The organism is Bartonella sp. ML70XJBT (assembly GCF_028618425.1).
In the GTDB taxonomy this organism is placed as follows: domain Bacteria; phylum Pseudomonadota; class Alphaproteobacteria; order Rhizobiales; family Rhizobiaceae; genus Bartonella.
This window is the reverse complement of record NZ_JAQISX010000017.1, coordinates 22,773-47,413: the sequence shown is the minus strand read 5'-3', so window position 1 is coordinate 47,413 and position 24,641 is coordinate 22,773. Positions and strand designations below refer to the sequence as shown.

26 protein-coding genes and 1 tRNA gene are annotated in these 24,641 nt (G+C 38.0%); 10 read left to right on the top strand and 17 right to left on the bottom strand.

The window, feature by feature from the left end; all coding sequences use genetic code 11:
• Positions 1-221: 221 nt before the first annotated feature.
• The 4 genes from PVV65_RS07275 to PVV65_RS07260 all read left to right on the top strand — a co-directional run bounded on the left by PVV65_RS07275 (position 222) and on the right by PVV65_RS07260 (position 2,552).
• A complete protein-coding gene (locus PVV65_RS07275; protein WP_273789726.1) occupies positions 222-767 on the top strand; it encodes a hypothetical protein in 546 nt (181 codons plus the stop codon).
• Positions 768-889: 122 nt separating this feature from the next.
• Positions 890-1,651: an ERF family protein gene (locus tag PVV65_RS07270; RefSeq protein WP_273789725.1), complete on the top strand. Its 762-nt coding sequence runs from the start codon at positions 890-892 to the stop codon at positions 1,649-1,651.
• A 1-nt stretch (position 1,652) separates the two neighbouring features.
• The gene (locus PVV65_RS07265; protein ID WP_273789724.1) at positions 1,653-2,276 is read left to right on the top strand and encodes a lambda exonuclease family protein; all 624 of its coding nucleotides are present in this window, start codon (positions 1,653-1,655) and stop codon (positions 2,274-2,276) included.
• 72 nt (positions 2,277-2,348) lie between these two features.
• Positions 2,349-2,552 carry an AlpA family transcriptional regulator gene (locus tag PVV65_RS07260; protein ID WP_273721450.1) on the top strand — a complete coding sequence of 68 codons (204 nt, stop codon included), beginning with the start codon at positions 2,349-2,351 and terminating at the stop codon, positions 2,550-2,552.
• A gap of 98 nt (positions 2,553-2,650) precedes the next feature.
• Here PVV65_RS07260 and PVV65_RS07255 read toward each other — a convergent pair.
• The 8 genes from PVV65_RS07255 to rpmH form a co-directional block, all read right to left on the bottom strand.
• A tRNA-Leu gene (locus PVV65_RS07255) sits at positions 2,651-2,735 on the bottom strand.
• A 114-nt stretch (positions 2,736-2,849) separates the two neighbouring features.
• Complete coding sequence (locus PVV65_RS07250; RefSeq protein WP_273755430.1) at positions 2,850-3,470, bottom strand: 2,3-bisphosphoglycerate-dependent phosphoglycerate mutase; 621 nt, start codon at positions 3,468-3,470, stop codon at positions 2,850-2,852.
• Positions 3,471-3,498: 28 nt separating this feature from the next.
• Positions 3,499-4,311 (bottom strand): 4-hydroxy-tetrahydrodipicolinate reductase, encoded by an 813-nt coding sequence (dapB, locus tag PVV65_RS07245; RefSeq protein ID WP_273789723.1) that lies wholly within the window; start codon positions 4,309-4,311, stop codon positions 3,499-3,501.
• 1,163 nt (positions 4,312-5,474) lie between these two features.
• The gene (locus PVV65_RS07240; RefSeq protein WP_273789722.1) at positions 5,475-6,167 is read right to left on the bottom strand and encodes a glutathione S-transferase family protein; all 693 of its coding nucleotides are present in this window, start codon (positions 6,165-6,167) and stop codon (positions 5,475-5,477) included.
• A gap of 139 nt (positions 6,168-6,306) precedes the next feature.
• Positions 6,307-6,951, bottom strand: coding sequence for a ribosome biogenesis GTP-binding protein YihA/YsxC (gene yihA, locus PVV65_RS07235; protein WP_273789721.1), 645 nt, complete (start codon positions 6,949-6,951; stop codon positions 6,307-6,309).
• Entirely contained in the window at positions 6,948-8,810 is a 1,863-nt protein-coding gene (yidC, locus tag PVV65_RS07230; RefSeq protein ID WP_273789720.1) for a membrane protein insertase YidC, read from the bottom strand. Before yidC ends, yihA begins: the two co-directional genes overlap by 4 nt.
• On the bottom strand, positions 8,800-9,192 hold the full coding sequence (gene rnpA / locus PVV65_RS07225) for a ribonuclease P protein component (RefSeq protein ID WP_273789730.1): 393 nt from the start codon (positions 9,190-9,192) through the stop codon (positions 8,800-8,802). The genes yidC and rnpA overlap by 11 nt, the downstream gene beginning before the upstream one ends.
• 119 nt (positions 9,193-9,311) lie before the next feature.
• Complete coding sequence (gene rpmH, locus PVV65_RS07220; RefSeq protein WP_005864709.1) at positions 9,312-9,446, bottom strand: 50S ribosomal protein L34; 135 nt, start codon at positions 9,444-9,446, stop codon at positions 9,312-9,314.
• Positions 9,447-10,070: 624 nt separating this feature from the next.
• Between rpmH and PVV65_RS07215 the strand changes: the two genes are divergently transcribed.
• Positions 10,071-11,132, top strand: coding sequence for an Mrp/NBP35 family ATP-binding protein (locus PVV65_RS07215; RefSeq protein WP_273789719.1), 1,062 nt, complete (start codon positions 10,071-10,073; stop codon positions 11,130-11,132).
• Between the two features lie 850 nt (positions 11,133-11,982).
• Here PVV65_RS07215 and PVV65_RS07210 read toward each other — a convergent pair.
• The 8 genes from PVV65_RS07210 to PVV65_RS07175 form a co-directional block, all read right to left on the bottom strand.
• On the bottom strand, positions 11,983-12,774 hold the full coding sequence (locus PVV65_RS07210) for a pyrroline-5-carboxylate reductase (RefSeq protein ID WP_273789718.1): 792 nt from the start codon (positions 12,772-12,774) through the stop codon (positions 11,983-11,985).
• A 55-nt stretch (positions 12,775-12,829) separates the two neighbouring features.
• Positions 12,830-13,075 carry a hypothetical protein gene (locus PVV65_RS07205; protein WP_144753644.1) on the bottom strand — a complete coding sequence of 82 codons (246 nt, stop codon included), beginning with the start codon at positions 13,073-13,075 and terminating at the stop codon, positions 12,830-12,832.
• Between the two features lie 108 nt (positions 13,076-13,183).
• Positions 13,184-13,552 carry a YraN family protein gene (locus PVV65_RS07200; RefSeq protein ID WP_273789729.1) on the bottom strand — a complete coding sequence of 123 codons (369 nt, stop codon included), beginning with the start codon at positions 13,550-13,552 and terminating at the stop codon, positions 13,184-13,186.
• A gap of 16 nt (positions 13,553-13,568) precedes the next feature.
• Positions 13,569-14,459, bottom strand: a complete 891-nt coding sequence (gene rsmI / locus PVV65_RS07195) for a 16S rRNA (cytidine(1402)-2'-O)-methyltransferase (protein WP_273789717.1) — start codon at positions 14,457-14,459, stop codon at positions 13,569-13,571.
• Between the two features lie 295 nt (positions 14,460-14,754).
• Positions 14,755-16,416, bottom strand: coding sequence for an electron transfer flavoprotein-ubiquinone oxidoreductase (locus PVV65_RS07190; RefSeq protein WP_273789716.1), 1,662 nt, complete (start codon positions 16,414-16,416; stop codon positions 14,755-14,757).
• A gap of 3 nt (positions 16,417-16,419) precedes the next feature.
• A complete protein-coding gene (locus tag PVV65_RS07185; RefSeq protein ID WP_273755420.1) occupies positions 16,420-16,581 on the bottom strand; it encodes a hypothetical protein in 162 nt (53 codons plus the stop codon).
• Positions 16,582-16,584: 3 nt separating this feature from the next.
• Entirely contained in the window at positions 16,585-17,505 is a 921-nt protein-coding gene (locus tag PVV65_RS07180) for an electron transfer flavoprotein subunit alpha/FixB family protein (RefSeq protein ID WP_273789715.1), read from the bottom strand.
• 47 nt (positions 17,506-17,552) lie between these two features.
• On the bottom strand, positions 17,553-18,299 hold the full coding sequence (locus tag PVV65_RS07175; protein WP_273789714.1) for an electron transfer flavoprotein subunit beta/FixA family protein: 747 nt from the start codon (positions 18,297-18,299) through the stop codon (positions 17,553-17,555).
• Between the two features lie 537 nt (positions 18,300-18,836).
• Between PVV65_RS07175 and PVV65_RS07170 the strand changes: the two genes are divergently transcribed.
• The 3 genes from PVV65_RS07170 to PVV65_RS07160 all read left to right on the top strand — a co-directional run bounded on the left by PVV65_RS07170 (position 18,837) and on the right by PVV65_RS07160 (position 21,627).
• Positions 18,837-19,709, top strand: coding sequence for a hypothetical protein (locus PVV65_RS07170; protein ID WP_273789713.1), 873 nt, complete (start codon positions 18,837-18,839; stop codon positions 19,707-19,709).
• 179 nt (positions 19,710-19,888) lie between these two features.
• Positions 19,889-20,815 carry a sulfite exporter TauE/SafE family protein gene (locus PVV65_RS07165; protein WP_273789712.1) on the top strand — a complete coding sequence of 309 codons (927 nt, stop codon included), beginning with the start codon at positions 19,889-19,891 and terminating at the stop codon, positions 20,813-20,815.
• A gap of 2 nt (positions 20,816-20,817) precedes the next feature.
• Positions 20,818-21,627 carry a TIGR02186 family protein gene (locus tag PVV65_RS07160; protein WP_273789711.1) on the top strand — a complete coding sequence of 270 codons (810 nt, stop codon included), beginning with the start codon at positions 20,818-20,820 and terminating at the stop codon, positions 21,625-21,627.
• A 23-nt stretch (positions 21,628-21,650) separates the two neighbouring features.
• On the opposite strand, the gene PVV65_RS07155 is transcribed toward PVV65_RS07160, so the two are convergent.
• Entirely contained in the window at positions 21,651-21,932 is a 282-nt protein-coding gene (locus PVV65_RS07155; RefSeq protein ID WP_273789710.1) for a DUF6460 domain-containing protein, read from the bottom strand.
• A 592-nt stretch (positions 21,933-22,524) separates the two neighbouring features.
• Between PVV65_RS07155 and PVV65_RS07150 the strand changes: the two genes are divergently transcribed.
• Together PVV65_RS07150 and PVV65_RS07145 are read left to right on the top strand one after the other, a co-directional pair.
• Positions 22,525-22,863 (top strand): hypothetical protein, encoded by a 339-nt coding sequence (locus tag PVV65_RS07150; protein WP_273789709.1) that lies wholly within the window; start codon positions 22,525-22,527, stop codon positions 22,861-22,863.
• Between the two features lie 151 nt (positions 22,864-23,014).
• On the top strand, positions 23,015-24,640 hold the full coding sequence (locus tag PVV65_RS07145) for an ABC transporter substrate-binding protein (RefSeq protein WP_273789708.1): 1,626 nt from the start codon (positions 23,015-23,017) through the stop codon (positions 24,638-24,640).
• The last annotated feature ends 1 nt before the right edge of the window (position 24,641 follow it).

Here is a 24,641-nt window from a genome sequence, read left to right as displayed (position 1 = left end):
AACGCACGCATTTTTGGAGATATTAGAATTCTAGACGACGCATATATTTCCAATCAAGTAAATATTTCTGGTAATTTTGAAATTCGTGGAAAAACTCTAATGGTTCCTAGAAGTGAACACTTAGTGGACTACGTAGGACGTTTCTAACCAAACCAACCAACTTTTAACACATGCGTGCTTCACGCTACGGGTGGATTGTACGCAAATCAAGGAAATAAACCATGGAAAAGAAATATGAACTGACAGACGAAACAATCGAAGTTGGGCGCAAAACGCTCCGCCGCATTCGTGCATTGAAAGACTTTGGAGATGTAAAGGCAGATGATCTTGGCGGCTTTATAGCAAAAGAAGACAACCTATCGCATCATGGTAATTGCTGGATTGGGGGTTATGCCAAGGTTTATGATGATGCTAAGGTTTACGAAAATGCACAAGTTTACGGTGATGCACAAGTTTACGACAAATCTCGTATCTATGGCAAAGCAGAAGTTTTCGATGAACCATGCATTTACGGTCATGCAGAAGTTTACGGTGAAGCATATATTTGCGGTGAACCGCACGTTTTTGATAATGCAGAAGTTTATGGCAATGCACAAGTTTACGAAGAGGCATACATTTACGATAGGGCGCGTGTTTACGGCAATGCGCAAGTTTACGGTGATGCGCATATTTACGGTCATGCAAAAATTTACGGTGAAGCATGTGTATGTTGGGACGACTGGATTGATAGCGATAAAAGAATCTCAACTAGAAAACAAACCAGATGAGAAAATACGAACGACTAATCTTATAGTATCTCTATAAGCCGTTTCTAACCAAACCAACCAACTTTTAACACATGCGTGATTCACGCCACGGGGGAATTGCGCTTTAAATGGAGGAAATCAAGATGAATGAACTAACTACCACACAAACGGAATTAGTGGAAAAAACAAACGCTTGTGAAACCAACTCTACAGCTATGGAGCTTATTTTAGAAAGAGCTTTACAAAGTGATGTAGATCTGGATCGTCTCAAGAGCCTTCTTGAATTGCGAGAAAAGGAGATAGAACGACAAGAGCGCCAGAACTTTATCCGTGATCTTTCTGCTATGCAAATGGAATATAAAAACATCGAACAAAATGCTCTTAATACACATACTAAAAGTATCTATACAACGCTTGATAAATATATTGATGCAATCAAGGAAACTCTTGCAAAACATCACTTTGCCTTGTTTTCTCAGATCAAAGAACAGAATTCAAATGGCATAACCGTGGAAATGACTTTAAAGCATATATCTGGCAATGAAATATCAACACAAGGAACATTTCCCTTTGACGCTACAGGGAGCAAAAACAGCATACAAGCGGTTGGCTCTACAATTACCTATGCACGCAGATATCTGTTAGGCATGCTTCTTAATGTCGCAAGAAAAGAAGACGATACAGATGGAGCCACAATTCTTGCTGGTATCTCTTCTGAACAGATGAATGAAATCAAAGAATTAATGGAAAAGACACAAGCAAAGGAAAACGATATTCTTGCTTTTATAGGCGTAAAAAATCTCACACAGATGTCTTATAAACAAGCCCAAACCGTTTTGTTTGCTTTGAAAAAAAAGCAACGCTCGCAAATGAATAAAGCACAACAAGAGCAACCGGCGGTGTGAAATGGAACAAAGAACAGCAGAGTGGTTTCAAGCCCGTTTAGGTAAAGTCACCGCTTCAAACATTTATAACATACTTAGCAAAACAGCTAAGGGAACGCCTACAAGCAAATATGAAGAGTACAAAATAAAGCTTATGACGGAGCGATTAACAGAGGAAATAAGCCAATCTTATATAACGCCAGCTATGCAATGGGGCATTGACCATGAAGAAGATGCCTTGAGAGAATATGAATTCATTTATGACACAGAGGTCACAAGGTGTGGATTTGTCCAACATCCCACAATCCAAATGGCTGGTGCTAGTCCAGATGGGCTTATTGGTGAGGACGGTTTAATTGAGATTAAATGCCTACAATCACCAAACCATCTACGCTTTTTTATAGATGACACTATCAAGCCTGAATATCACGCGCAAATGCAATTCCAAATGGCTTGTACGGGACGTAAATGGTGTCATTTCATGAGCTATAATCCAAACTTTGTAGGTAAATCCACTAATTTGAGAATGAAGATCAAACGCGTCAATCGTGATGAAGAACAAATCGAACAAATCAATCAAGCGGTTGAAATCTTTTTAGGGGAAATAGAACAAGAGATGCAAAAGATTTTGGCAAAAGCTGCTTAAACCTATGGGGGTGCTTTCTCCTCCCAGCACCCCCACCCATTTACATAACATAAAAAATAGAAAGGTAATGAGATGATATTTGATGATGGTGATAGATATGTAACAACTCGTGAGTGTGCACAGCTTTTTAGTGTATCCACAACAACGATTCGCAATTGGGTGCTTCAAGGTGTATTTCCAAAGCCATATAAGCTAGGGAGAGCAGTAAGGTGGAGAAAAAAAGAGATCTTAGCCTTTACTCCAGAGAAAAATAAGGAACAAATAACAACAAATTAGATAAAATTGTATAAACTGTAATAGGTGGACTAAAAGGTGGTCTTAAAATGATTGTTTAAAGAAAAATCTATATATTTCAATGCGCTAAAGACACAAAATGGTGCCCGGAAGAGGACTCGAACCTCCACGCCTTGCGGCACAGGTACCTGAAACCTGCGCGTCTACCAATTCCGCCATCTGGGCTTATAAAAATCATCTAAGCGCATGAAGCAATTCTGTCAATAAAATTATAGAATTTATTTTCTCTGTTTAAAACGATTGAATTAAACTTTTGGAGGGCATCATGGTTTTTAAAGTTTAAGGTGTGATGATTGTCTTTGATGCAATGGTTGAATCGGGATTAAAGGTGTAAAGAATAGGAATGCCAGTCGCTAATTCTTGAGATATAATTTCCTCACTGGTAAGACCTTCAAGCGCCATAATAAGAGCACGAAGAGAATTTCCATGTGCTGCGATCAAAACAGTTTGAGAGCGCAAAATATGAGGCTGGATATGATAAAGATAATAAGGCCAAATGCGTGCACCGGTATCGCGTAGACTTTCTCCATTTGGGGGGGCAATCGTATAAGAGCGGCGCCACATTTGCACTTGCTCTTGCCCCCATTGTTGACGCACTTCATCTTTATTTAAACCAGCGAGATCTCCATAGTTACGCTCATTTAATGCAGAGCTTTTGATCACTTCTAAATTTGATTGTCCCATTTGCTCTAAAATGTGCTGAGCTGTTTTTTGGGCACGCTGTAAAGCAGATGTATATGCGATATCAAACTTTAAACCAGATTCTTTTAGTTTTTTTCCTGCTGCTATCGCTTCAGCATGACCTTTTTCTGTTAAATCAGGATCTTTCCAACCCGTAAAAAGGTTTTTGAGATTCCATTCGCTTTGTCCGTGACGGATGAGTACAAGTCTGCGTCCCATTATGAATTGCCTCTATTTTATTGATTGTTTAAAATTCATCATTTAATCCCAAGACATCGAGCATTGAATAAAGACCATTTTCATGGTTTTTTGCCCATAAAGCTGCTTTTAATGCGCCATTGGCAAAGATGGAGCGTTCTTGCGCTGTATGGGAAAGAATAATGCGCTCATGGGAACCGGCAAAAATGACATTGTGTTCTCCAATAACTGTTCCACCCCGTGAGCAAGAAAAGCCAATGGAGCCTTTTTCGCGTTTCCTTATATGGCCATTGCGTTCGTTGACACGTACATCTTGCAGCATGACATTTCGACCTTCAGCTGCTGCTTGTCCAAGAAGAAGGGCTGTTCCAGAAGGGGCATCAACTTTGTTCGCATGATGCATTTCGTAAATTTCAATATCAAAATCATTGGCTTCTAATGCTTTGGCAGCTTTCTTTACAAGGTTGGCTAAGAGATTTATTCCAAGGCTCATATTTCCGGATTTGACAATTGTTGTATGTTTCGCAAACTCTGCAATTTTTTCTTCTTCTGTTTTGCTAAATCCTGTGGTGCCTATAATATGGACAAGTTTTCTTTGAGCAGCATAGTGAGCATAAAGAATACTCGCTTGGGGTTGTGAAAAATCTACAATTCCTTCTGTGTTTGAAAAAGCTTTTTCGGGATCATCCGTGATGCAAACCCCAAGAGAATCTGAACCAATTAAGGTAGAGGCATCTTCTCCTACAAAAGGTGAGCCTTTGCGTACAAGAACAGCACAAAGCTCTACATCTTTTCTAAGCCCTGTTGCTGTAATGAGTTCACGTCCCATTCTTCCATTTGCACCAACAACTGTAAGGCGCATTTTTATCTCCTTATGATACTTTACTATCCCGTAGTATAGGCAAATTCTTGACTTCTTTCCAACCGTTCTTTTTCTTTATAGGAAAAAATTTTTTCCTACTTTAATTTATCCTTTTGTGCTGTAAAATTCTATCGTTTAGGGAAAGTGGTATAAGATTTATAAATTTACAGAGAGATATTTTTTTGTTAGATCATGTGATGAATTAGAGTAAAGCTTGCTTGAAAAGCTTAAGAGTGGGTTTTCATTGCTTGATGCTTTTATTTTTCTCGTTCTTTTATGGGGCACGTTCTTCATGTAAAATAGAATATTTCAAACAAAATATACTTAACTTATACGCTTGTCTTAAAGAAATAGGATCTCAATGCTCTTAAAGCTCGTTTTATGATGGTGCGCTTGAAGGGTATAACGAGAAAATCTCCATGAATAATAAAATCTATTCTATACTGCTACGTTTCATAAAAGCGCAAATTGGCACCATCATACGCTTTGCTAGCCTTTGGACCTTGAAATGTTCATAGGTATTTTTATTCTTTTCTGAGATAATTTTTTTACACACCAATCCCGCTTATCACGCATAAGAAACATATTTGAAGTTTATGATGCAATTTTAAAATTTATCATTTTAAATCAAAATGTTATCTATCAATAAAAACACATAAAAGGAGGGAAAGCAGGAAGATGTCTGAGAAGTTGGATTGTTGACATACAGGCGTTGGTTTGACTCTTTATCTTTTAGGAAAGCGAGTTGGCAAAAATTGTTATTTTGTAAAAACACATGATAACGCCTTTTTATTAAGAGTAAGCCGTTATGTATGGGAGTGTGTTTTTTCATAGATTGGGAAGAATGGGGGTAACCTAAGCATTAAGTATTGTTTTTTATTGTCCTCACTTTCTAATGGTGCTGCAGCTCTTGTCTTTAAAGAGAGACTTTATACCCTTTTGTGAAATATTTTTATCTCTATACTGATCTTTTTGTAAAAATGATTTTGAGGGTGCATGATAAGAGAGCTTGAAATAAAAGAGTATGAAGGAGTCTTATTTTCTCTTCAATAAGATTATGAATCAATCTATTCTTGTATTTTTTATAGGCTGGCATAAAAATTTATAAACGGAGAAGTCTTCTTTAGATAAAATTTATTTTTACTTGTGTTTGTGAGAGAAGACTAGAAATCAAGGTCCGCATAGTGAGTACTTGCAACAATTCCGCGAACACGATCTGTTAAAAGAGAACGAAAAGAAGGCCGTGATTTAATCCGCATGTACCAGTCTTTGGCAGCAGGGGATTGTTCCCAGTCAATTTCCCCTAGAAAGTCAAGGACAGAAACAGCGGCGGCGGCTGCTAGATCAGCATAGGACAAGGAAGAACCCACTAAGCTATCACGAGAGGCACAGAGCCAGTTGAGATAGTTCATATGGGGTGGAATATTGGCCCGTGCATTGCGTAAAATTTGTGAATTGGGAGCGCCACCGCCAATGGCGAGGGGCATTTCACGTTTATGAATTCGTTCTCGTACAATATGGCGCGTTGCTTCATTTTCAAATTTATTTAAAAACCAGTCATTAAGACGTCGTACTTCCGCACGATCTAAAGGATTTTCCGGAAAGAGTTTATTTTCTTGTCGTAAACTTCCATGGGTCTCATCTAAATATTCATAGATAACAAAGGGACCTGATAACGGAACTTCGTGTTCATCGAGAAAAACAGGAACATGACCGGCGGGATTGAGAGCAAGAAATTCGTGTCTTCGCGCCCATTCATATTCTTCAATCAGTTGAGTAGTTACACCATATTCCCCAAGAATGAGGCGTATGAAGCGCGAAGCAGTAGAGAGAGGAGAGTGAAAAAGTGTCAGCATAATTTACACAACTAAGTAGAGTGGATAAGAATTCTTTCAAGTCATCCTTTTTATAAAGATGCTTGATGAGAAGTACAAGATCATTAGCAGCCGCTAGCAATTATGCTTAATAAATTGTTAATAATATGAATACCTTCTCTTATGCAATAGTTTGCAAAATAGCAGCACGTAATTCTTCCAAACCGTATGCTTTTTCTGAAGAAGTTGCAAGGATCTCAGGATAGGCTGCTGGACGTTTGAGAAGTTTTGTGTGTGTGATCATCATTAATTTTTCTAAAGTATTTGATTTTATTTTATCGCTTTTTGTCAAAACAATTTGGTAAGAAACGGCTGCCTTATCAAGGAGAGCAAGAACGTCTTCATCATTATTTTTGATTCCGTGTCGTGAATCAATCAAGAGATACACACGCTTTAGTGTTGTACGTCCCCGTAAATAGCTAAAAATCAAATTTGTCCAAGCATCAACCAGATTTTTAGGAGCAGCAGCAAAACCATAACCTGGCATATCTACCAATGCGAAAGGGGGAAGGTCTCCTTGTTGTCCACTGAAGCCATCGGGGACAAAATAATTAAGTTCTTGTGTGCGTCCTGGTGTATTTGAGGTTCGTGCTAAGGCTTTTTGCTGGACAAGTGCGTTGATTAGAGATGATTTTCCAACATTGGAACGTCCTGCAAATGCGATTTCTGGTGGCCCTTCAGGGGGAAGAAAACGTATTGCGGGGACACCACGAATAAAAACCCAATTGCGAGAAAAAATTCCAGAAAGGGAAGTATCTCTTGTCATTCTTGCACTTCTTTTGGGGCCTGCACTTCTTTTTTAGGTGTTTTTTTCCACATGGCTTTCAAGTTATCAAAAAGCTCAATTTTAACTCCTTGGCGTTTCATCATGATACCTTGCTGAATAATTGACAATATATTGTTCCATGCCCAATAGATGACAAGACCAACAGGGAAGGAGGCGAGCATAAAAGTAAAGACAACAGGCATCCACGTGAAGATCATCGCTTGAGTCTGGTCTTGAGGAGCGGGATTCATACGCATTTGTAGAAACATCGTTATTCCCATAATCAAAGGCCATGCACCAATCATAAGAAATGCTGGCGTTGTATATGGCAAGAGACCAAACAAGTTGAAAAGAGACGTTGGATCGGGGGCCGCTAAATCTTGAATCCAGCCAAAGAAAGGAGCATGGCGCATTTCAATGGTGATATAGAGAACTTTATAAAGAGCAAAGAATATTGGAAACTGAACCAACATCGGCCAACAACCAGCAAGAGGATTTATTTTTTCGGTTTTATACAGTTCTATGATTGCTTGCTGTTGTTTGGTTCGATCATCGGGATATTTTTCTTTTATTTCTAGTAATCGCGGTTGTAGAAGTTTCATACGCGCCATGGATTTATAAGATTTATTGGCGAGAGGGAAAAGAAGTGTTTTTAAAAGCACTGTGACCAGAAGGATGGCAATACCAAAATTTCCTGTTTGCTTATAAAGAATATCAATGAGGGCAAACATGGGTTTTGTGATGAAATCAAACCAACCCCAATCAATTAAGAGAGCAAACTTGTTGATTTTTAGGTCATTTTGGTAGTGATTAATGATTTCAACTTGTTTTGCACCAGCAAAAAGATGATTTGTAACGGTTTTTGTTTCATTGGGGCCAATCGTTAAAGGCGATCCTAGCAAGTCAGATTGATAATGCGTTTGCAAACGATCAAAATAAATAAAACGGCTTGTATATTCTTTATTTTGCGGGGGAATAACCGCTACAGCCCAATATTTATCAGTAATACCAATCCAGCCTCCTGTTACTTTGGAAAAAGTCATGCTCTTTTGTCCATTATCAGGATTTGGATCAAGCTCTGCTAAGGTTTTATATTTTTCAGTTTTGAGCGAATCTCCAGCAATACCGATCATCCCCTCATGAAGCAAATAGGTGGCATTTGTATGTTCTGGTGGTGCTGCACGTGCAACGCGGGCATAGGATGAGAGATAAATCGGTTGATCACTTTCATTACTGATAGAATCCTCAATGGTAAACATGTAATGATCATCAACAGAAAGGGTACGGCGGAAGATTTGCCCCTGTCCGTTATTATAAATTAAAGTGATGGGTGTTGAAGGGGTCAGGGTTGTATTGTTCCCCTCTATTTGCCACTGTGTATCGGATTGTGGTAAAGCTTTTGCTGGCAAAGATGCACTTGTAAAACCAAATTCAGCCAAGTAGGTCGTTTTAAACCCTTTAGGATTTAGTAAATCGATTTCCGGTGATTTTTTATCGACGGTTACACGATATCTCTTAAGGAGAAGATCATCAAATTGTGCACCAACAAGATTAATAGAGCCTTCCAATTCATTGGTTTTGATCGCGACACGCTCTGTTTTGGCTAATACAGCTTTCCGGACTTCAGGAGTCATTGGGTGCTCGATGATCGATGTTGCTTGATGCGTTGAGGAATCGTCAGAAAAATTCGTCGTGGGAGTAGAAAGGGCTGACTGTTGTTTTGACAATTGCTGTTGTTGTGCGATGACTTGTTGTTTTTGTAACTTTGCTTGTTTGGGAGCAACATGAAGAAATTGCCATGCGATGAGCACTACGAAAGATAAGCCAATAGCGATAAAGAAATTGCGGTTATATTCCATTCGTATTCCCTTGTTGTCGTTGCTGATATTTTGTTTTTGGTTTTATTCGCCGATTTAATTCACTAATCAAAGATGTGAAAGGCGCATGTAATGCATCACGATACGCTACAATGACATAGTCAGTTCCTGCTTCCATGTGGTTTGTTACACCAACTCTCACCGCTTCACGCAAGCGCCTTTTGATACGATTACGCTTTACAGCATTACCGTTTTTACGGGTAACAGTGAAGCCTACACGCGCAACAAGAGAAGATTTTCTTTCTGTTGTTTGTTCACGAGATTTAACTTCGAGTAAAAATAAAGGACCACGTCGTTTCTCTCCTGTACGGACAGCCAAAAAATCTGCTCTTTTGCGAATACGGCAGGGATGTTTTTTCTTCATAAAAGAACATTTCGCAATTTCACTAAATGCTTGGTTGACCAAGCAGTAGAGGTTCATAACAAAAGTTTCACAACGAAGAAATAATGAGCAATCCTCAACGGTTGTGAAAATTTAAATGGTTAAGCAGAGAGCCGCTTACGTCCACGAGCACGTCTTGCAGCAATAACTTTACGTCCTCCAGCTGTTGCCATGCGTGCACGAAATCCATGGCGGCGTTTACGGACAAGTTTAGATGGTTGGTACGTACGTTTCATTTATTTAAATACCGCGGAGTGCGGCCCTTCTTAATCTTCGTTTTATGAGCTGTATCTTCATTTTATGAGCAGTTCTGCGCGTGATGAACAATTTTATCCTATCAGACAGCTGTTAACTCATAAGAAAAAATATGAAAAAAGTCAATCTCAGATTGTTTTTCTCTCACTTGAAAAAATATAAAACACCTTATAACTATTTGTGACACTTTGTTTATGATACTTTAAAAATGTAAGAAAATAGCGATTGAGTCTAAAAAAATAAATCACAAGGGTGTTAAAGACTTACAAGGAAACATAACAGATTGAAGCATAACAGATTATTGTATGCTTAATTTTAAAATACTTTAATATTAGAGTTTTTCTCAAGTTTTTTGTTTTGTAAAATCCTTATTAGAATATTTATTAAAGTGTTGGCGTACAGACGTGGTTGATAGTCTTTTAATAGCAGATTTTATGTCTGAGTTTCTTTATTTAAGGGTGGTTTTGTATTTTTAAAGAGATAAAATATAAGTCATTTATACTTTATAACTCTTAAATTAAAGTCGTAAATGTTAAGTGATGAACCTGTCAGTATTTTTCGTTCTTATGCTTGTATTTATTGGTATTTTATAGAGAGGAAAGAGCGTGGATCCTATCACAAGTGAGGTTGTCCGTAACGTGCTACGTAAAATTAAAGGACCAGATCTTGAAAGAGATATTGTATCGTTAGGGCTTCTTTCAGAAATATTAATTGCTAATGGCAAGGTTTTCTTTTCCATTACAGTTCCTGATGGACGTGTGCAAGAATGGGAATCATTGCGCCGTTCTGCGGAAGAGCTGGTGTGTGCTTTGGAGGGGGTCCAATCTGTTGTTGTTACGCTTACAGCAGAAAAAACAACAAAGGGAGTACCTCGACGCAGAGCGAATCTCTTGCCCGTGAAAATGCCTATAGAAGGTGTACGTCATGTTATTGCTGTTGCTTCTGGAAAAGGGGGGGTGGGAAAATCGACGATGGCGATCAATATCGCCTTAGCTTTACAAGATTCAGGTTTCAAAACAGGGGTGATGGATGCAGATATCTATGGTCCATCTTTGCCACGTTTGACAGGACTTGTTAATCAAAAACCAATGCTCATGGGAGAAAAAAAGATTCAACCTCTTGAAAAATTTGATCTTAAATTAATGTCGATGGGATTTTTGGTTGAGGAAGAAAAACCGGTGGTATGGCGTGGTCCTATGGTTATGGCTGCTGTAACACAATTGTTACGAGATGTTGTATGGGGTCCTTTGGATGTTTTAGTCGTCGATATGCCGCCGGGTACAGGGGATGCACAATTAACGCTTGCACAGCAGATACAATTAACGGGTGCACTGGTTGTTTCTACGCCGCAGGATCTTGCTTTAGTTGATGCCCGTAAAGCGATAGAAATGTTCATGAAAGTCAATGTTCCTATTTTAGGACTGATTGAGAATATGAGTTATTTTATTGCTCCTGATACAGGAAAACGCTACGATATTTTTGGTCATGGTGGAGCGCGGGGAGAGGCGGAACGTCGAGAGGTCCCGTTCTTAGCAGAAATACCGCTTGATGCAGCTTTACGATTTTCTTCAGATGAGGGGATGCCTATTTTTGTTACTCAGCCTGATGGCGAGCATGCTCAACTGTATCGTACAATTGTTGATCAAATAAAAAATAAACTCTTTTGAACGTATGTTTGTTTAAGAGAGTTTGCTAAAACACAATGATGAAAGACATCAAAATAGTTGCTCCTTTGTAAGAAAAATATGAATTCTAATCGGAGAAAATAATTTTCTATCATCATCTTTTTATTCGGTTTTGCTGCGTTCAAAAGCATAGAAAGAAAGATCTTTAAAAAAGTGGAGATGACGCATTCTTTCACGTTTTTTCATTTTTCTTGGTTTTTATCGGGATATGCTTTTTATGTAACAACAAAATTCTCAAGAATATATTTGTGTTTCTTATGCAAGGTTTGTTTTAAAGAGAATATTCCTCAAGGCGACTTAACCGTCTCACGAGAGGGTTTGTGAATGGTATAACGTAAAAACTTTTGTGAAGTGTACAGATCTCATACCATTTTTACTTCAATAAAAGAGATAAGCCATATCCATTATGTTTTTTGCTCTCTCAAAGTTTTTTTCGATTTTTGCATAAAGTTAGAAAGCCTATTTACGTCTTCTTAAACGATTTTATCTCAATGTTGTTTCTTCTTTTAATAGACAAACAAACATTTTTTATTTCATGATAAGAAAAAGTAAAATGGGAAAGATTTTGTCAGTATTTTCATTCAAATGTTAAAGGATGAATGATCTTTCTATAAGCGATTTTGTACTATAAAAATATCTTGAAAAGTAGTCAAAAGATTTATTTCTATTCATGTCTATTAAAGAGATGGTGAAATTAAAGAAAAGGTATTTTAAAAGCCCGTTTGTCCTGCTCTTGAAAGATCTATAGCAGACAATTTTATCAATTCATGTTTAAAAACTCTAAATCTATCGACCATAATTCCCTCTTAATTGAGATGAGAAAAAATGTTGGTCAAGTCTTTTTAGAAGCGTTCATTTTTTGTAAAGTTGCCTCAAGAGCTGTTGTTAAAGCTCTTCCTCCCCCTTGATGAGAAAAATAATTTGACAAAAATTCATTTGTCCCCCCCTTTGTTGAAAACTCTTTTTCAAGCAGTGCAAAATTAAGAGGGGCAGAGCGATCCGTTGCTATAATTTTACGCATTTCGTCCGTAAGATTTCCAAACATCATGGTAAGAAACTCTGCTGATTGCTGTTTTTTTAACCCTTGTGTTATAAACCATTGATGCGCTGTTTCTATAAAATTAAAATATACGCCCATCAGAGAGCCCGCTGTCATAAAAAGATTAAACTGTTCTTCCTTCTCTAGTACCAATGTGCCCCCCAATGTATCAAATAAGGTGCGTAAAAAAGGGTGATCGGGATAAATGGGTGTCAAATTTTTGCACTCTGCGACAAAAGGTAACGGAACAGCACGATAAACTTTATGGTTAATCCACGCTTCCACTTCTGCTGCTTTTGCCATAGCGAGAACGGAAATAACCAGTTGTTCTGGACGAAAACGAAGAGAGCGCAAAATTCCTTCTGCAATTTGGTTTGGTAAACAAAGAAAAACACACTCACTCACATCGAGCAAAGCTTGGTTATTTTTAGCAATCATGACCTTATCATAAGTATGTGAAAGACGCTCTGCTGTTTGTGCATTGCGCGGTGAAACAATAATGGAAGAAACATTAAAGGCGCTTGTCATGAGGCCATTGATCATTGAAGCACTGATTGTACCTGTTCCCAAAAAGCCAAGTTTCATTTTTATTCCTCAGTTTTACCTTTTAAAAGGAATCTCAATCAACAGCTGAGATGTTTTAACTAACATAAATGCTAATTGAAGAAGCAACGCAGAGCATTGCAAGAATAATCAACCCCAAATAGATTTTTGGCTTGTCAAACAGAACGGCAAAAGCAGAAAACCAACCCACAACAGCTGCAGCTAATGCAAATAAAAAACCTGGTTTATTCATCAGCACAATATGCATTGCCATTAAACCACCAATAATCAGCGCTCCAAAAACAATGAGCAAACCTGTTGCAAACTTTTCATAATCATCCATATTTCATTTCACTCCTTATAGCGCTCAAACGGTTATAGACTTTTTAACGCATATACACATAAAGGAGAAATGTTTTTTATTGAGTATGGTTAAAACGTAGCTCGCCTCTTATTGATTAGAGGTAAAAAATGCCGGAATATGCTGTGGCAAATGCCAAGGTAAAATTGCTATCAAATCAAAGCGTACAGATAAAAGGGCATAATCTTTTTGTCGTGCGAGCCAAATATCGGCTGCTGCCTCAATTCGCTTTTCATTCATTCGGGAAACTGCTTCCATTGCTTCTGCCAACGTTGAACGTGCTTTAACTTCAACAATTAACACAAGATTTCCACGTCGTGCAATTAAATCAATTTCCCCACATTTTGTTTTAAAACGCATTTCGGCTATGTGAAATCCTTTGAAACGCAACCACCAAGCAGCTAACTTTTCTGCACGAACTCCCCGATAAAAAGATCTTTGTCTTTGTTTTTTTTGTATGGTCTTACGCATTATTTTACATATTTTTTAGAAAAATTAACCGCTGAAAAAGTTTCTGCTTTTTAAACCCAGTTTTTTTTGCAACCAAAGCTGCGGCTTGAGCCGTGGAATGCGTTTGTACGTGTTCTAATAACATTTCATCAACTTCTTGATCACTTATTACATTTAAAGAAGAAGATGATGATTCTCCAACAAGTACGACAATTTCTCCACGAATCTGTGTCTGTTTTTTATAACTTTCCAACAAACTTCCCAAATTAGAAACGTCTATAGTTTCAAACTTTTTTGTTAATTCACGACAAATGGCTGCAGGTCGATCCGCCGAAAAAAGAGAGACCATATCTTGTAAAGTTTCAATAAGTCGATGCGGTGATTCATAAAAAATCAAAGTTGCTGGAATCTCTTTTAATTGTTTCAATCGTTTTTGACGCTGTGCCTTGCGGGCACTCAAAAAACCTGCAAAGAAAAAACTGTCGGTTGGAAGTCCTGTCGGTATCAGAGCAGCTAAAAGAGCGGAGGCTCCAGGGATTGGAATAATTTTATGACCTTCCTTACGGGCTTCTTCGACTAATCGAAATCCAGGATCAGAAATAAGCGGTGTTCCCGCATCTGAAATGAGCGCTATCGTTTTATTTTCTGCTAAAGCTGCTAAGAGCTTTGGACCTGCTTTTTGCGCATTATATTCATGATAGAGAAAAGCTTTTTTTTGAATACCGTAACGTTCCAACAAAACACGTGTTACCCGCGTATCCTCACACGCTAAAATATCAACGCCTGCTAGAACTTGCAGAGCACGAAGCGTAATATCTGCAAGATTTCCAATAGGCGTTGCTACAAGATAAAGCCCAGGCTCTATGATGGGAGCTGAATAAGCATGCGCACCTATAAAATATGCTTTTTCACACATGCTCTTTTCTCTTCATCAAATTCCCCTTACCACAATAAGATTTTTATCCATACTCATAAGTTATTTTTACTCACTTTTTACCAGCACGTTTTTATCATTACAACGGCTTATTTGCTCGTGCCTCCTTACTTAAATAGTTGGTCACTTCACAATAGGATAACTTTTTGTATTGTAAAAAAGCTTAATGTATGAAGGTTATCGATAGATTTCTGATCTTAAGGGAAATATTTTGATCCATTGTATTTTGTCTATTTCAATTTTAGGAGAATGAACAATGATGATATTGGGGGAGAGGTTACATATTGGGATAGAAGGGACCTTCGCTGCCTTGCGGACAGGTCCAGGTGATATTTTGGTTTGGATCTTTGAGGTCGCACGTTTTACAATGTATACAATTTGAAGCGTTGATCCTATACGTTAGATGATCGTGGGACTCTAGCCATTCGTAGACAGCGGCGGGGCAATAGCGTGTAGAAGGTCCTCCATAGATTACATATTCGGAGTCCTTTTGTTTTTCTAATGAGGCTATTTTTAAATGACAAGGTTGATTTTCTTCATGGTGTATATTGGAAAGGGCAACACTTGTAAGGCGATCAAAAGTTATAATACCATCGGGTTTTGGGTAAGTAATGGGGTGAAATTTCTCTGCTGGTTCAAGACAGGCATAATCTTCCTTGCCATGGGAGAGTGTTTTAAATAAGGAAAATCCGAACAGTTGTTGCCACCACATATCAAAACCGGCAAGTTTAATCCCATATTTTGTGCCATATTTTGCCCATAGCGGTTTGGCATTTCGCACTTTATAAAGATCTTTGCCAATAGGGCCTTTTCGCCATTGTTCTTCGATTTCTTTGACTTCATCATGGGAACGACCTTGTGCAAGAGCGGTAGCAATTTTATCGGCTGCTAATATGCCCGATAAGATGGCATTGTGTGATCCTTTGATACGAGGAACATTGACAAAGCCAGCAGAGCAGCCAATAAGAACTCCACCAGGAAAGGTGAGTTTTGGTACAGATTGCCACCCTCCTTCACTGATCACACGCGCCCCATAGGAAAGACGTTTTGCACCTTTGAAGATTTCATAAAGTTTTGGATGGGTTTTAAAACGTTGAAACTCTTCAAAGGGAGAAAGATAAGGATTTTTATAATCTAAGTGCACAACAAAACCAATGGAAATGATATTGTTTTCTTGGTGATAAAGAAAACCACCCCCGCCGGTATTATTATTTAAGGGCCAACCGGTGAAATGTTGAACTAAACCACGTTGGTGTTTTTGCGGTTCAATTTCCCAGAGCTCTTTGAGACCAAGACCAAACTTTTGCGGTTCTCGATTTTTGCTAAGGTTGAACGTTTGTATCAGTTGTTTTGCAATGGAGCCGCGTGCGCCTTCCGCAATTAGTGTATATTTTGCCAATAATGCCATACCAGGCATATAATTTTTTCCAGGGGTTCCATCTTTATTAAGTCCCATATCGCCGGTGAGGACACCAATGATGGCTCCGTTCTCATTCTGGATGGTCTTTGTTGCGGCAAAACCCGGATAAATTTCGACACCCAGTGCTTGGGCTTTTTTGCTTAGCCAGCGGCAAACATTCCCAAGTGAAACGATATAACACCCGTCATTGGATAAGATTTTTGGGTGCAAAATATTGGGCAATCGTGTCGCTTTTTGAGGCTTTAGAAAAAAAAACTGGTCACGGGTAACAGGGGTTGTGAAGGGATGGTCGTGATCACTTCTCCATTCCGGTAAGAGTGTATCAATACCGATGGGGTCAATAACGGCGCCAGAGAGAATATGGGCTCCAACTTCAGCCCCTTTTTCAACAATTGTGACAGAAAGCTCAGGATTAATTTGTTTCAGACGAATGGCCGCAGAAAGCCCTGCAGGACCTGCCCCGACAATGACGATGTCAAACTCCATACTTTCACGCTGTTCATGCAGAGGTGCTTTCATGGCTTATAAAGTTTTCTCCAATTCTGGAACAGTTTGGTGTGGATTGCCCACAAGAGGTAAAACAACGATTTGCATGGCAAAAAGTTCTATTGGTGTTAGCTCTGTTTGAACAATGACTTTGTTAAATTCCATCTCTTCATGTTGAGAATGCTGAGAGGCATTCATAGCTTATAAAGCTTTCTCCAATTCTGGAATAATTTGGTGGAGATCTCCGACAAGGGCGTAATCGGCAATTTGCATGATGGGGGCTTCTTCATCTTTATTAACAGCAACAATAATTTGTGCATCCATTATACCGGCTAAATGCTGGATTGCACCGGAAATGCCAACAGCGATATAGAGTTTAGGGGCAACGACTTTTCCTGTTTGTCCAATTTGCCAATCATTGGGAGCATAGCCTGCGTCAACTGCTGCGCGGCTGGCGCCTAAAGCCGCATTTAATTTGTTTGCAAGAGGAAGAAGAAGGGACATAAATTGTTCTTGTGAACCAAGACCCCGCCCACCTGATATAATAATACGTGCAGAGGTAAGATCAGGACGATCACTTTTGTTGGTTTCTGCTTTTACGAAAAATGAAAGATTGGGATTGGGCGCTGGTGTTATTGTTTTAATGGGTGCAGAATTACTTTGGAAAGGTGTTGGTGTGAAAGAGGCTGTGCGAACGGTGATAATCTTTTTGTGATCATGGCTGCGGACAGTTTCAATTGCATTGCCTGCATAAATAGGGCGTTTGAAGGTATCAGGTGAAAGAACGGCGGTAATATCTGAAATTTGCATAAGATCAAGAAGGGCTGCTACGCGCGGCATCACATTTTTTCCAGTACTGCTGGATGGCGCCATGATCACATCATAATCATTGGCAAGTGTGACAATTGTATTGGCCATAGGCTCGGCAAGTTGATGGGCTAAATAATCAGCGTCAGCGATAAGAACTTGCCGCACACCATTAAGTTTAGCACTCTTTTCTGCTATCGTTTGAATATTTTCTCCGCAAACTAAAATATCGATATCACTCTTAAGTGCGTGCGCAGCGGTGAGTACTTTTGCGGTTTCTTCTGTATTATGATCGGCTAATAAAAGAATTGCCATAATTTTTTTACCCTTTTATGTGCGTATTGCTTTTACTCTAGAGAATATTAAATGCAGTTTTTTTGTTTTAGTGCGCTGACAAGCTCTGCCACATTAGCAACTTTAATTCCAGATTGACGGGGTTTGGGCTCTTCAACACTTAAAATTGTGAGGCGTGCTTTCGTGTCGATGCCAAGATCAGCAAGAGCTTTTTGTTCAATGATTTTCTTTTTTGCTTTCATGATATTGGGGAGAGAGGTGTAACGCGGTTCATTGAGCCGTAGATCGGTCGTCATAACCATGGGAAGGGGAAGACAAAGGGTTTGTGTTCCGTTATCAACCTCACGTATAACGGTAGCATGCCCATTTTCTATGTTAAGATGTGAGGCAAAGGTTGCCTGTCCCCAACCAAGAAGAGCGGCGAGCATTTGTCCTGTTTGGTTGCTATCATCATCAATTGCTTGTTTTCCTAAAAAGACCATATCGGGTTTTTCTTCATCAACAATGGCTTTGAGAATCTTAGCGATGCTTAAGGGTTCAAGTATTTCATCTGTTGTGACAAGAAGTGCACGATCAGCCCCCATGGCAAGTCCTGTTCGTAAAGTTTCTTGGGCTGCTTCTGGTCCAATTGAAACAAGAACAACTTCTGAAATTTTACCAGATTCTTTTTGGCGAATTGCCTCTTCAACGGCTATCTCGTCAAAAGGATTCATAGACATTTTTACGTGAGACAGATCAACGCCTGTATTATCCGGCTTGACGCGTATCTTGATGTTATAATCAACAACACGTTTAACAGCGACAATTATTTTCATGATGATCCTCTTTGTTTATCTGATTACAAGTTTATAGCAATACTTCATAAGAAACCAAATTGTTTAGAATGAAGTCTTCATTTATAACTTGTGTTCTCTTTCATATAATTTTTTTATGTTTACGTGTACTTTCTTATCATCATTTTCAATCGTCATTTCTTTTGCATTTTTATAATTGCCTTATTTGCTTGAATAAAAAGTAAAAAAATTAATCTGTCTTGGGAGAATATTCTTTTTTTGTTTTGTAGGCTTTGTTTATGATGGTGCAATAGGAACTTTATATGATGAAAAATGAAGCAAAAAAATAAAAATGGGGGAATGATTTGACACTTCAAACCTTAAGAGCAGAAAAATTAAAGATCTTTCTTTCAAATAGTTGGGATGAATATTAGACAAATATTTTATATAAAAAGTGGAAAAAATATTTCTAATAAAAATTTTGAGGGAATTCTTAAAGCTCTATTTACTAAAATAGAGCATACTTTCTAATCATTTCTTGTGATTCTTTTCAAAAAGGTTAATGAGGGGTAGACGTTTGTGAATACGAAGGGTCATACGATCGACCAGGCTGCCAATCAGGTTCGGAGTGATCAATTTTCTTCTTTGATTGATAAAAAGAAGAGAATGGGGGCGCCTGTGGAAGTAACAATGTCGGATATTGCTCAAAAATTACGTACTGTTTATGCACAAATGCAAATGAAACACTCGTCCCGTTCTTTGAATCAGCAGGGAGTTGTCGAAGAACATTTTAAATCTTACTTAGATGATATTAGTCGGGCCATTTTGGCTGAGCATTATATTCGCCGTCAAAGGGAAAAAAGAATTTTTGAGTCTTTAGAGCAGATTAAAGCCCTTGTTCAAAGTTTGCAGAGTGAAAAAAAAAGCTTAAAAGAAGCTGCAATAAAACGACGGAAGCCTCATTCAAAATTATCTGATTCCGTTGTACAAAAACTCGCTCATATGGAATATGAGGAAAATCAAGAACACTTACTCCTTCAAAAGGCGCAAAATTTTTCAGGGCAAAACAGTATAACGCCACTCCAAACAAATGTTGAAAATATGTTACAGCAAGAAAATAGAAACTCTCTGCCCAGTGATGCATTTTTGACCAAGAATACACTTTTGCCAATTGATGCATTGAAGTCTTCTTTAAAAAAGGCTGAAGGAGCAGCGGAGCATACTGCGATAGAAGAGAAGGATATAGGGGAGCCAGCATCTAACCATTGTCCAGAATCTCATCATTGCGTTGAGAATGATTTTTCTTCTGCCTTAAAAGCACAGTCTCGCAGATATGTCTCTTTTTTATCTTATTTTGTAAAAAACAGTGTCCTTTGTTTTTTAACCGTTGCATTTATGGGTGCGATAACGTTATGTTTTTATAGCTTTTTAAAAGGAGCGCGTTTTTTTTAGCTTTTATGCTGTTAATGTTAATAGATGTGAAGTGTATTGTGCATTCGTAATTGTGCGAAAGCGATAACAATTAAAATTATCCTTTTAAACACGCAATAGAGATTATTGAACAAAGAGGATAAGTTGGTGAAAGATTCTCCAATTGTTAAAAGCCTCAAATTATCTTAAAGGTTCTGCCTGTGAGTATTTATTTACCAATTGCTGAAATGTCACTCAATATGCTGATCTTGATTGGTATGGGAGTCGTTGCCGGTTTTTTTTCAGGTCTTTTTGGTATTGGGGGTGGTTTTCTCATCACGCCTTTATTGATTTTTTATAATATTCCTCCTGCTATTGCTGTTGGAACAGGAGCTAACCAGATGATTGCATCATCTGTAACGGGAGCGATTACACATTTTAGACGACGGACTCTTGATATCAAACTTGGTATTATTTTGGCGGTTGGAGGAGGGATTGGTTCATTAATCGGGATTGCGATTTTTTCTGTTTTGAAAAAGTTAGGTCAACTAGACCTCATGATTTCGCTTCTTTATGTGATTCTTCTTGGAAGTATAGGAAGCTTGATGATTGTTGAAAGTTGGTATGATATGATGCGCAAGCGTAAGGCAGGAAAAGCCAGTGTTCGTCTTGCAGGTCGGCATCGGCATAACTGGATTCATCGCTTACCGCTAAAAATGCGTTTCCGGACATCTATGATCTATGTTAGCATTATTCCAGTGTTAGGGATTGGCCTTATTGTGGGATTGTTGTCTTCTATTATGGGCATTGGTGGGGGGTTTTTCATGATCCCTGCATTAATTTATCTTCTGCGTGTTCCAACCAGTGTTGTGATAGGGACTTCACTTTTTCAGATTACATTTGTGTCTTCTTTCACGACAATTTTGCAGAGTATGACTCATCAGTCCGTTGATATTGTTTTGGCTTTTTTGTTAATGCTTGGAGGAAGTATTGGTGCACAATATGGAACACGGGCTGGACGGAAGTTAAAGGCTGAACAATTGCGTATGGCTCTTGCATGTTTGGTGTTGATTGTATGTATGCGTCTTGCTTTTCAATTATTTGTACGCCCTGATAATCTTTTCTCTCTGAATATTCTTATGAGATAAAAATGGGTAAATTGTTTTCTTTATGCATCATTACAGGTTGCTTTTGTTTTGTTTCTTTTTCTACATGGTCACATGTTGAGACGACAGCAACATTCATTGATCAAGTTGATCACGAAACTGTCCAAATTATCGTCACAACGAATACGATTACGGTGGATGCAAATTTTGCTGGTCGTGATCTCTATATTGCTGGTGTTTTGGAAAATATTGATCCATTATATTCTCAACAGAACCGTTATGATGTTATTGTAAGCTTGGAAGGACAAAACCGCCCAATGGTCATGCGGGAAAAAAAACGCAATGCTGGTGTATGGGTTAATGCGGATTCCCTTATTTTTAAAAATGTTCCTCTTTTTTACTCTATGGTCACAACGCGTGAGATTGATGATATTACCAGTATTGAAGATTATAAACGTTTGGGGTTAGGGATACCCTATTTGCCATTGCAGACAGATGAACAAGATCAGAAAAAAGTACAAATCTTTCGTGATGAACTTACAAAACTGCAAAAAGCTAAAAGTCTTTATTACGAAGAAGTAGGTGGTGTTCGTTTTGGTTCTGATAAACTTTTTATAGCACATTTTCGCTTACCTGCCAATATTCCTGTTGGACATTATAAGGCTCGTGCTTATCTTTTTCGTGATGGACAGTTTATTGATAGTGCAACAACGACTCTTGAAATTGTTAAAGCGCATATTGCTTATACAATTTTTTATGCAGCGCACAAGTATCGTTTCCTCTATGGTATTGTTGCGGTGATTATTGCTGTAAGCACAGGATTTTTATGTCGTTTTATTTTTCGAAAAGATTAGTGCAAGAAAGATATTTAAGGTGTTTATTTTTTATGAAAAATACGCAAGACAAGAAAAATAGGCACAACAATAATAGCACCCATCATGGTTATGTGGAAGAAGTTTGTAAGTGTTATAAACCCTGTTTTCCATAAAGATTGAAAAAAATCTATTATTTTCTGTATGAGGTTGTGAGGTGTCCATCCAAAAAATTTCATTATAATACCCATGAAGAATGAAAGAATAAGTAACTTTAGACTGACACGGCTGAATGTTTCTTTAAGAAATACATGAAAAGAATTTGACATTTTTTTCTTTCGGCTCATTTAAATATACTTTCGAATCTCTAGAGTTTTTTTGTATTATCATTGGACAGTAATATTGTTATCATAAAGGAAAAACATTTTCTCACTTTTTTCACCACTTTTGTACTGGTGTAATGTCGATGCTTATCGTTGGAATACACGCGTGTTCTAGTATGTTTTTCGCGCTACTTTCATGGAACTTCCTTTATTAGATAAAAAAATCCTTTTCCTCTAATAATTTGTAAGGAAATTTTTAAAACATTTTGGTATTTTGCATCAGAGTAAAAGTTTTCGTTCGTTGAAGATTTTATAACGAACTTATTATTATCCCCTGTATAAAAATAATATTTCAAGAAAATTTACTTAAAAAAGACTATCTATTCTTTTAATGGTATGCTTATATAGGTATTATATTTAGATGTTTCAACCTTAGTGAATTGAAAAGATATTTTTTTTTGAAAAAATACAAGCAATGAATTGAGTATTGTTAAAGGAACAGAGGTATTAAAATAGGATGTTGAAAAAAGTTTTATGCTCTACGAGTGTATGAGCGAATATCAGGGGGGCTCGTGCTCTTTTTGTTTTGAAATAAGATATAATGAGGCGCTTGTTATTGAGTGGAGAATTAAAAGTTCATTTTGTAGAAGGCGGAGAGGTGCTTAATATTAAAAAATGGGTGAATTTTTCTGTTTTATTGAAAGAGCAAATTATTATTAAGGCTCTTTATTATCAAGGTGCTTGCGCTAACAGGAGGAGTGCTTTGATGATGGAAAAAATGCTAGAAGAAAAAAGAAGAGACGAGCTTGCTCGACAAGAGAGAAAAATTTCTGTCTTAATCGTTTTAATGATAAACGTTGTGATATCAAACATTGCTATATCATCAGTAGATTTTGTTATTGGTTATACCATTTATTGTATATTAAATTGTTTTTCGGTGCATATGGGAGGATAGCTTATAAGTGTGGCAGGAAGAGTGCTTAGTCAAGGAGTGTTGTTTGAATTTTTAAACCTTGTTTCTCAGAACCTATGGTTCATCTAATCTTGTTATTTTACATGTTCTTATTGCTGGGGAATGATACAATAAACGTTAAAAGGAAAAGTCTATGAACTTGAAAAGAAAAATCTTGAAAAGGAGCAGCTCTCTTGTTTCTGCTTTTATGGCACTGGGAATGGTTGTACAGCAGGTTGCAGCGAAAACACCGGCGAATACCCTTGTGATGGCTTGGAATCTCGATGCGGTTAGTACGTTTGATCCGGCTCAAATTAATGATGTTTATGGAAGTGAAATTATTGGAAATGTTTGTGATAATTTGGTCAGTACTGCGGCAGATGATCCAACGAAAATAGTTCCATCTTTAGCAACACACTGGGATATTTCTGGGGATGATCACAGTACGGTGATTACCTTTCATTTGCGTGATGGTTTGAAGTTTAATGATGGTAGAGCAGCCAACGCTAATGATCTTGTTTGGGGGATGAAGCGGGTTGTCAAATTAAAAATGGCCGATGCGGCAACTTTTAATGAATATGGCATTACAGAGAAAAATATTGATGATGCTTTGCAAGCGCCTGATGAAAAAACGGTGGTGATGAAATTTGATAAGCCTTATCCAGCAGAGCTTATTCTTAATAATGTTGTTGCAAATCAAGTAACGGCTTTGCTTGATCGTGAGACCATTATGAAGCATGAAAAAAATGGCGATCTGGGCAATCAATATTTGAAAACACATGCTGCTTGTGTTGGTCCTTATCAGTTAAAAAGTTGGCGCCCTGGAGAAGCTCTTTTGTTGCGTGCAAGCTCTCATTATTGGGGAGATGCACCAAAATTGAAGCAGATACTCATTCGTCATGTTGCAGAACCCGGAACACAACGTTTATTGTTGCAAAAACATGATATTGACGTTGCTCGTAATTTGACCCCTGAAGATCTTGCAGATCTACAAAAAACAACAGATGTTAAAGTGGAAAAGGTATTGATTCCAAGCATGATGTACTGGGGGTTTAATACGACAAATCCCATTTTTGCTAAAGAAAAAGTACGCTTGGCGATGCGCTATCTCATAGACTATGAAGGTTTTGGTAAGAAGCTTCTCAAAGGGGTTGGTATTCCACGGGCAAGTTTTATTCCTCTTGGCAACTTTGGGGCTTTGGATGAAAAAGAAGGGCAACCCTTTAAGCTTGATATTCAAAAAGCCAAGAAACTTTTAGCAGAAGCTGGTTATCCGAATGGATTTGAAGCAAATTTTCTCGTCTCAAATACTCCTTATACTTTAGCTCTTGCTCAGTCTCTGCAAGATAGTACTGCACAGGCGGGTGTGCATCTTAAAATTGAACGTGTGGCAGGGACACAGTTGTTTTCAAAGGTAGATGCCCGAGCTTTTGATACAACTTTTATCGGATGGAATAGCGGATCTACGGATCCTCATACAATGGCTTTACGTCTTGTTTATAATCCGGATAATCGGTTTGAGGCAAAAAATACTGCCTATCCTAGTTGGACGCATGGGTATTTTGATGCGGAAATGAATCAAAAAGTTGAAGAGGCTTTATTTCAAAAAGATCCACAAAAACGGGCACAACTCTATGCTGATTTGCAACGTGAATTGATGCAAAAAGGCCCTTATGCGTTTATCTATCAGAAATATAGTGTTATCGCGATGACACCTGATGTCAAAAAATGGGTTTGGAATAGTGCTCCACAAATTTTTTATAGTAAAATTGAAAAATAGC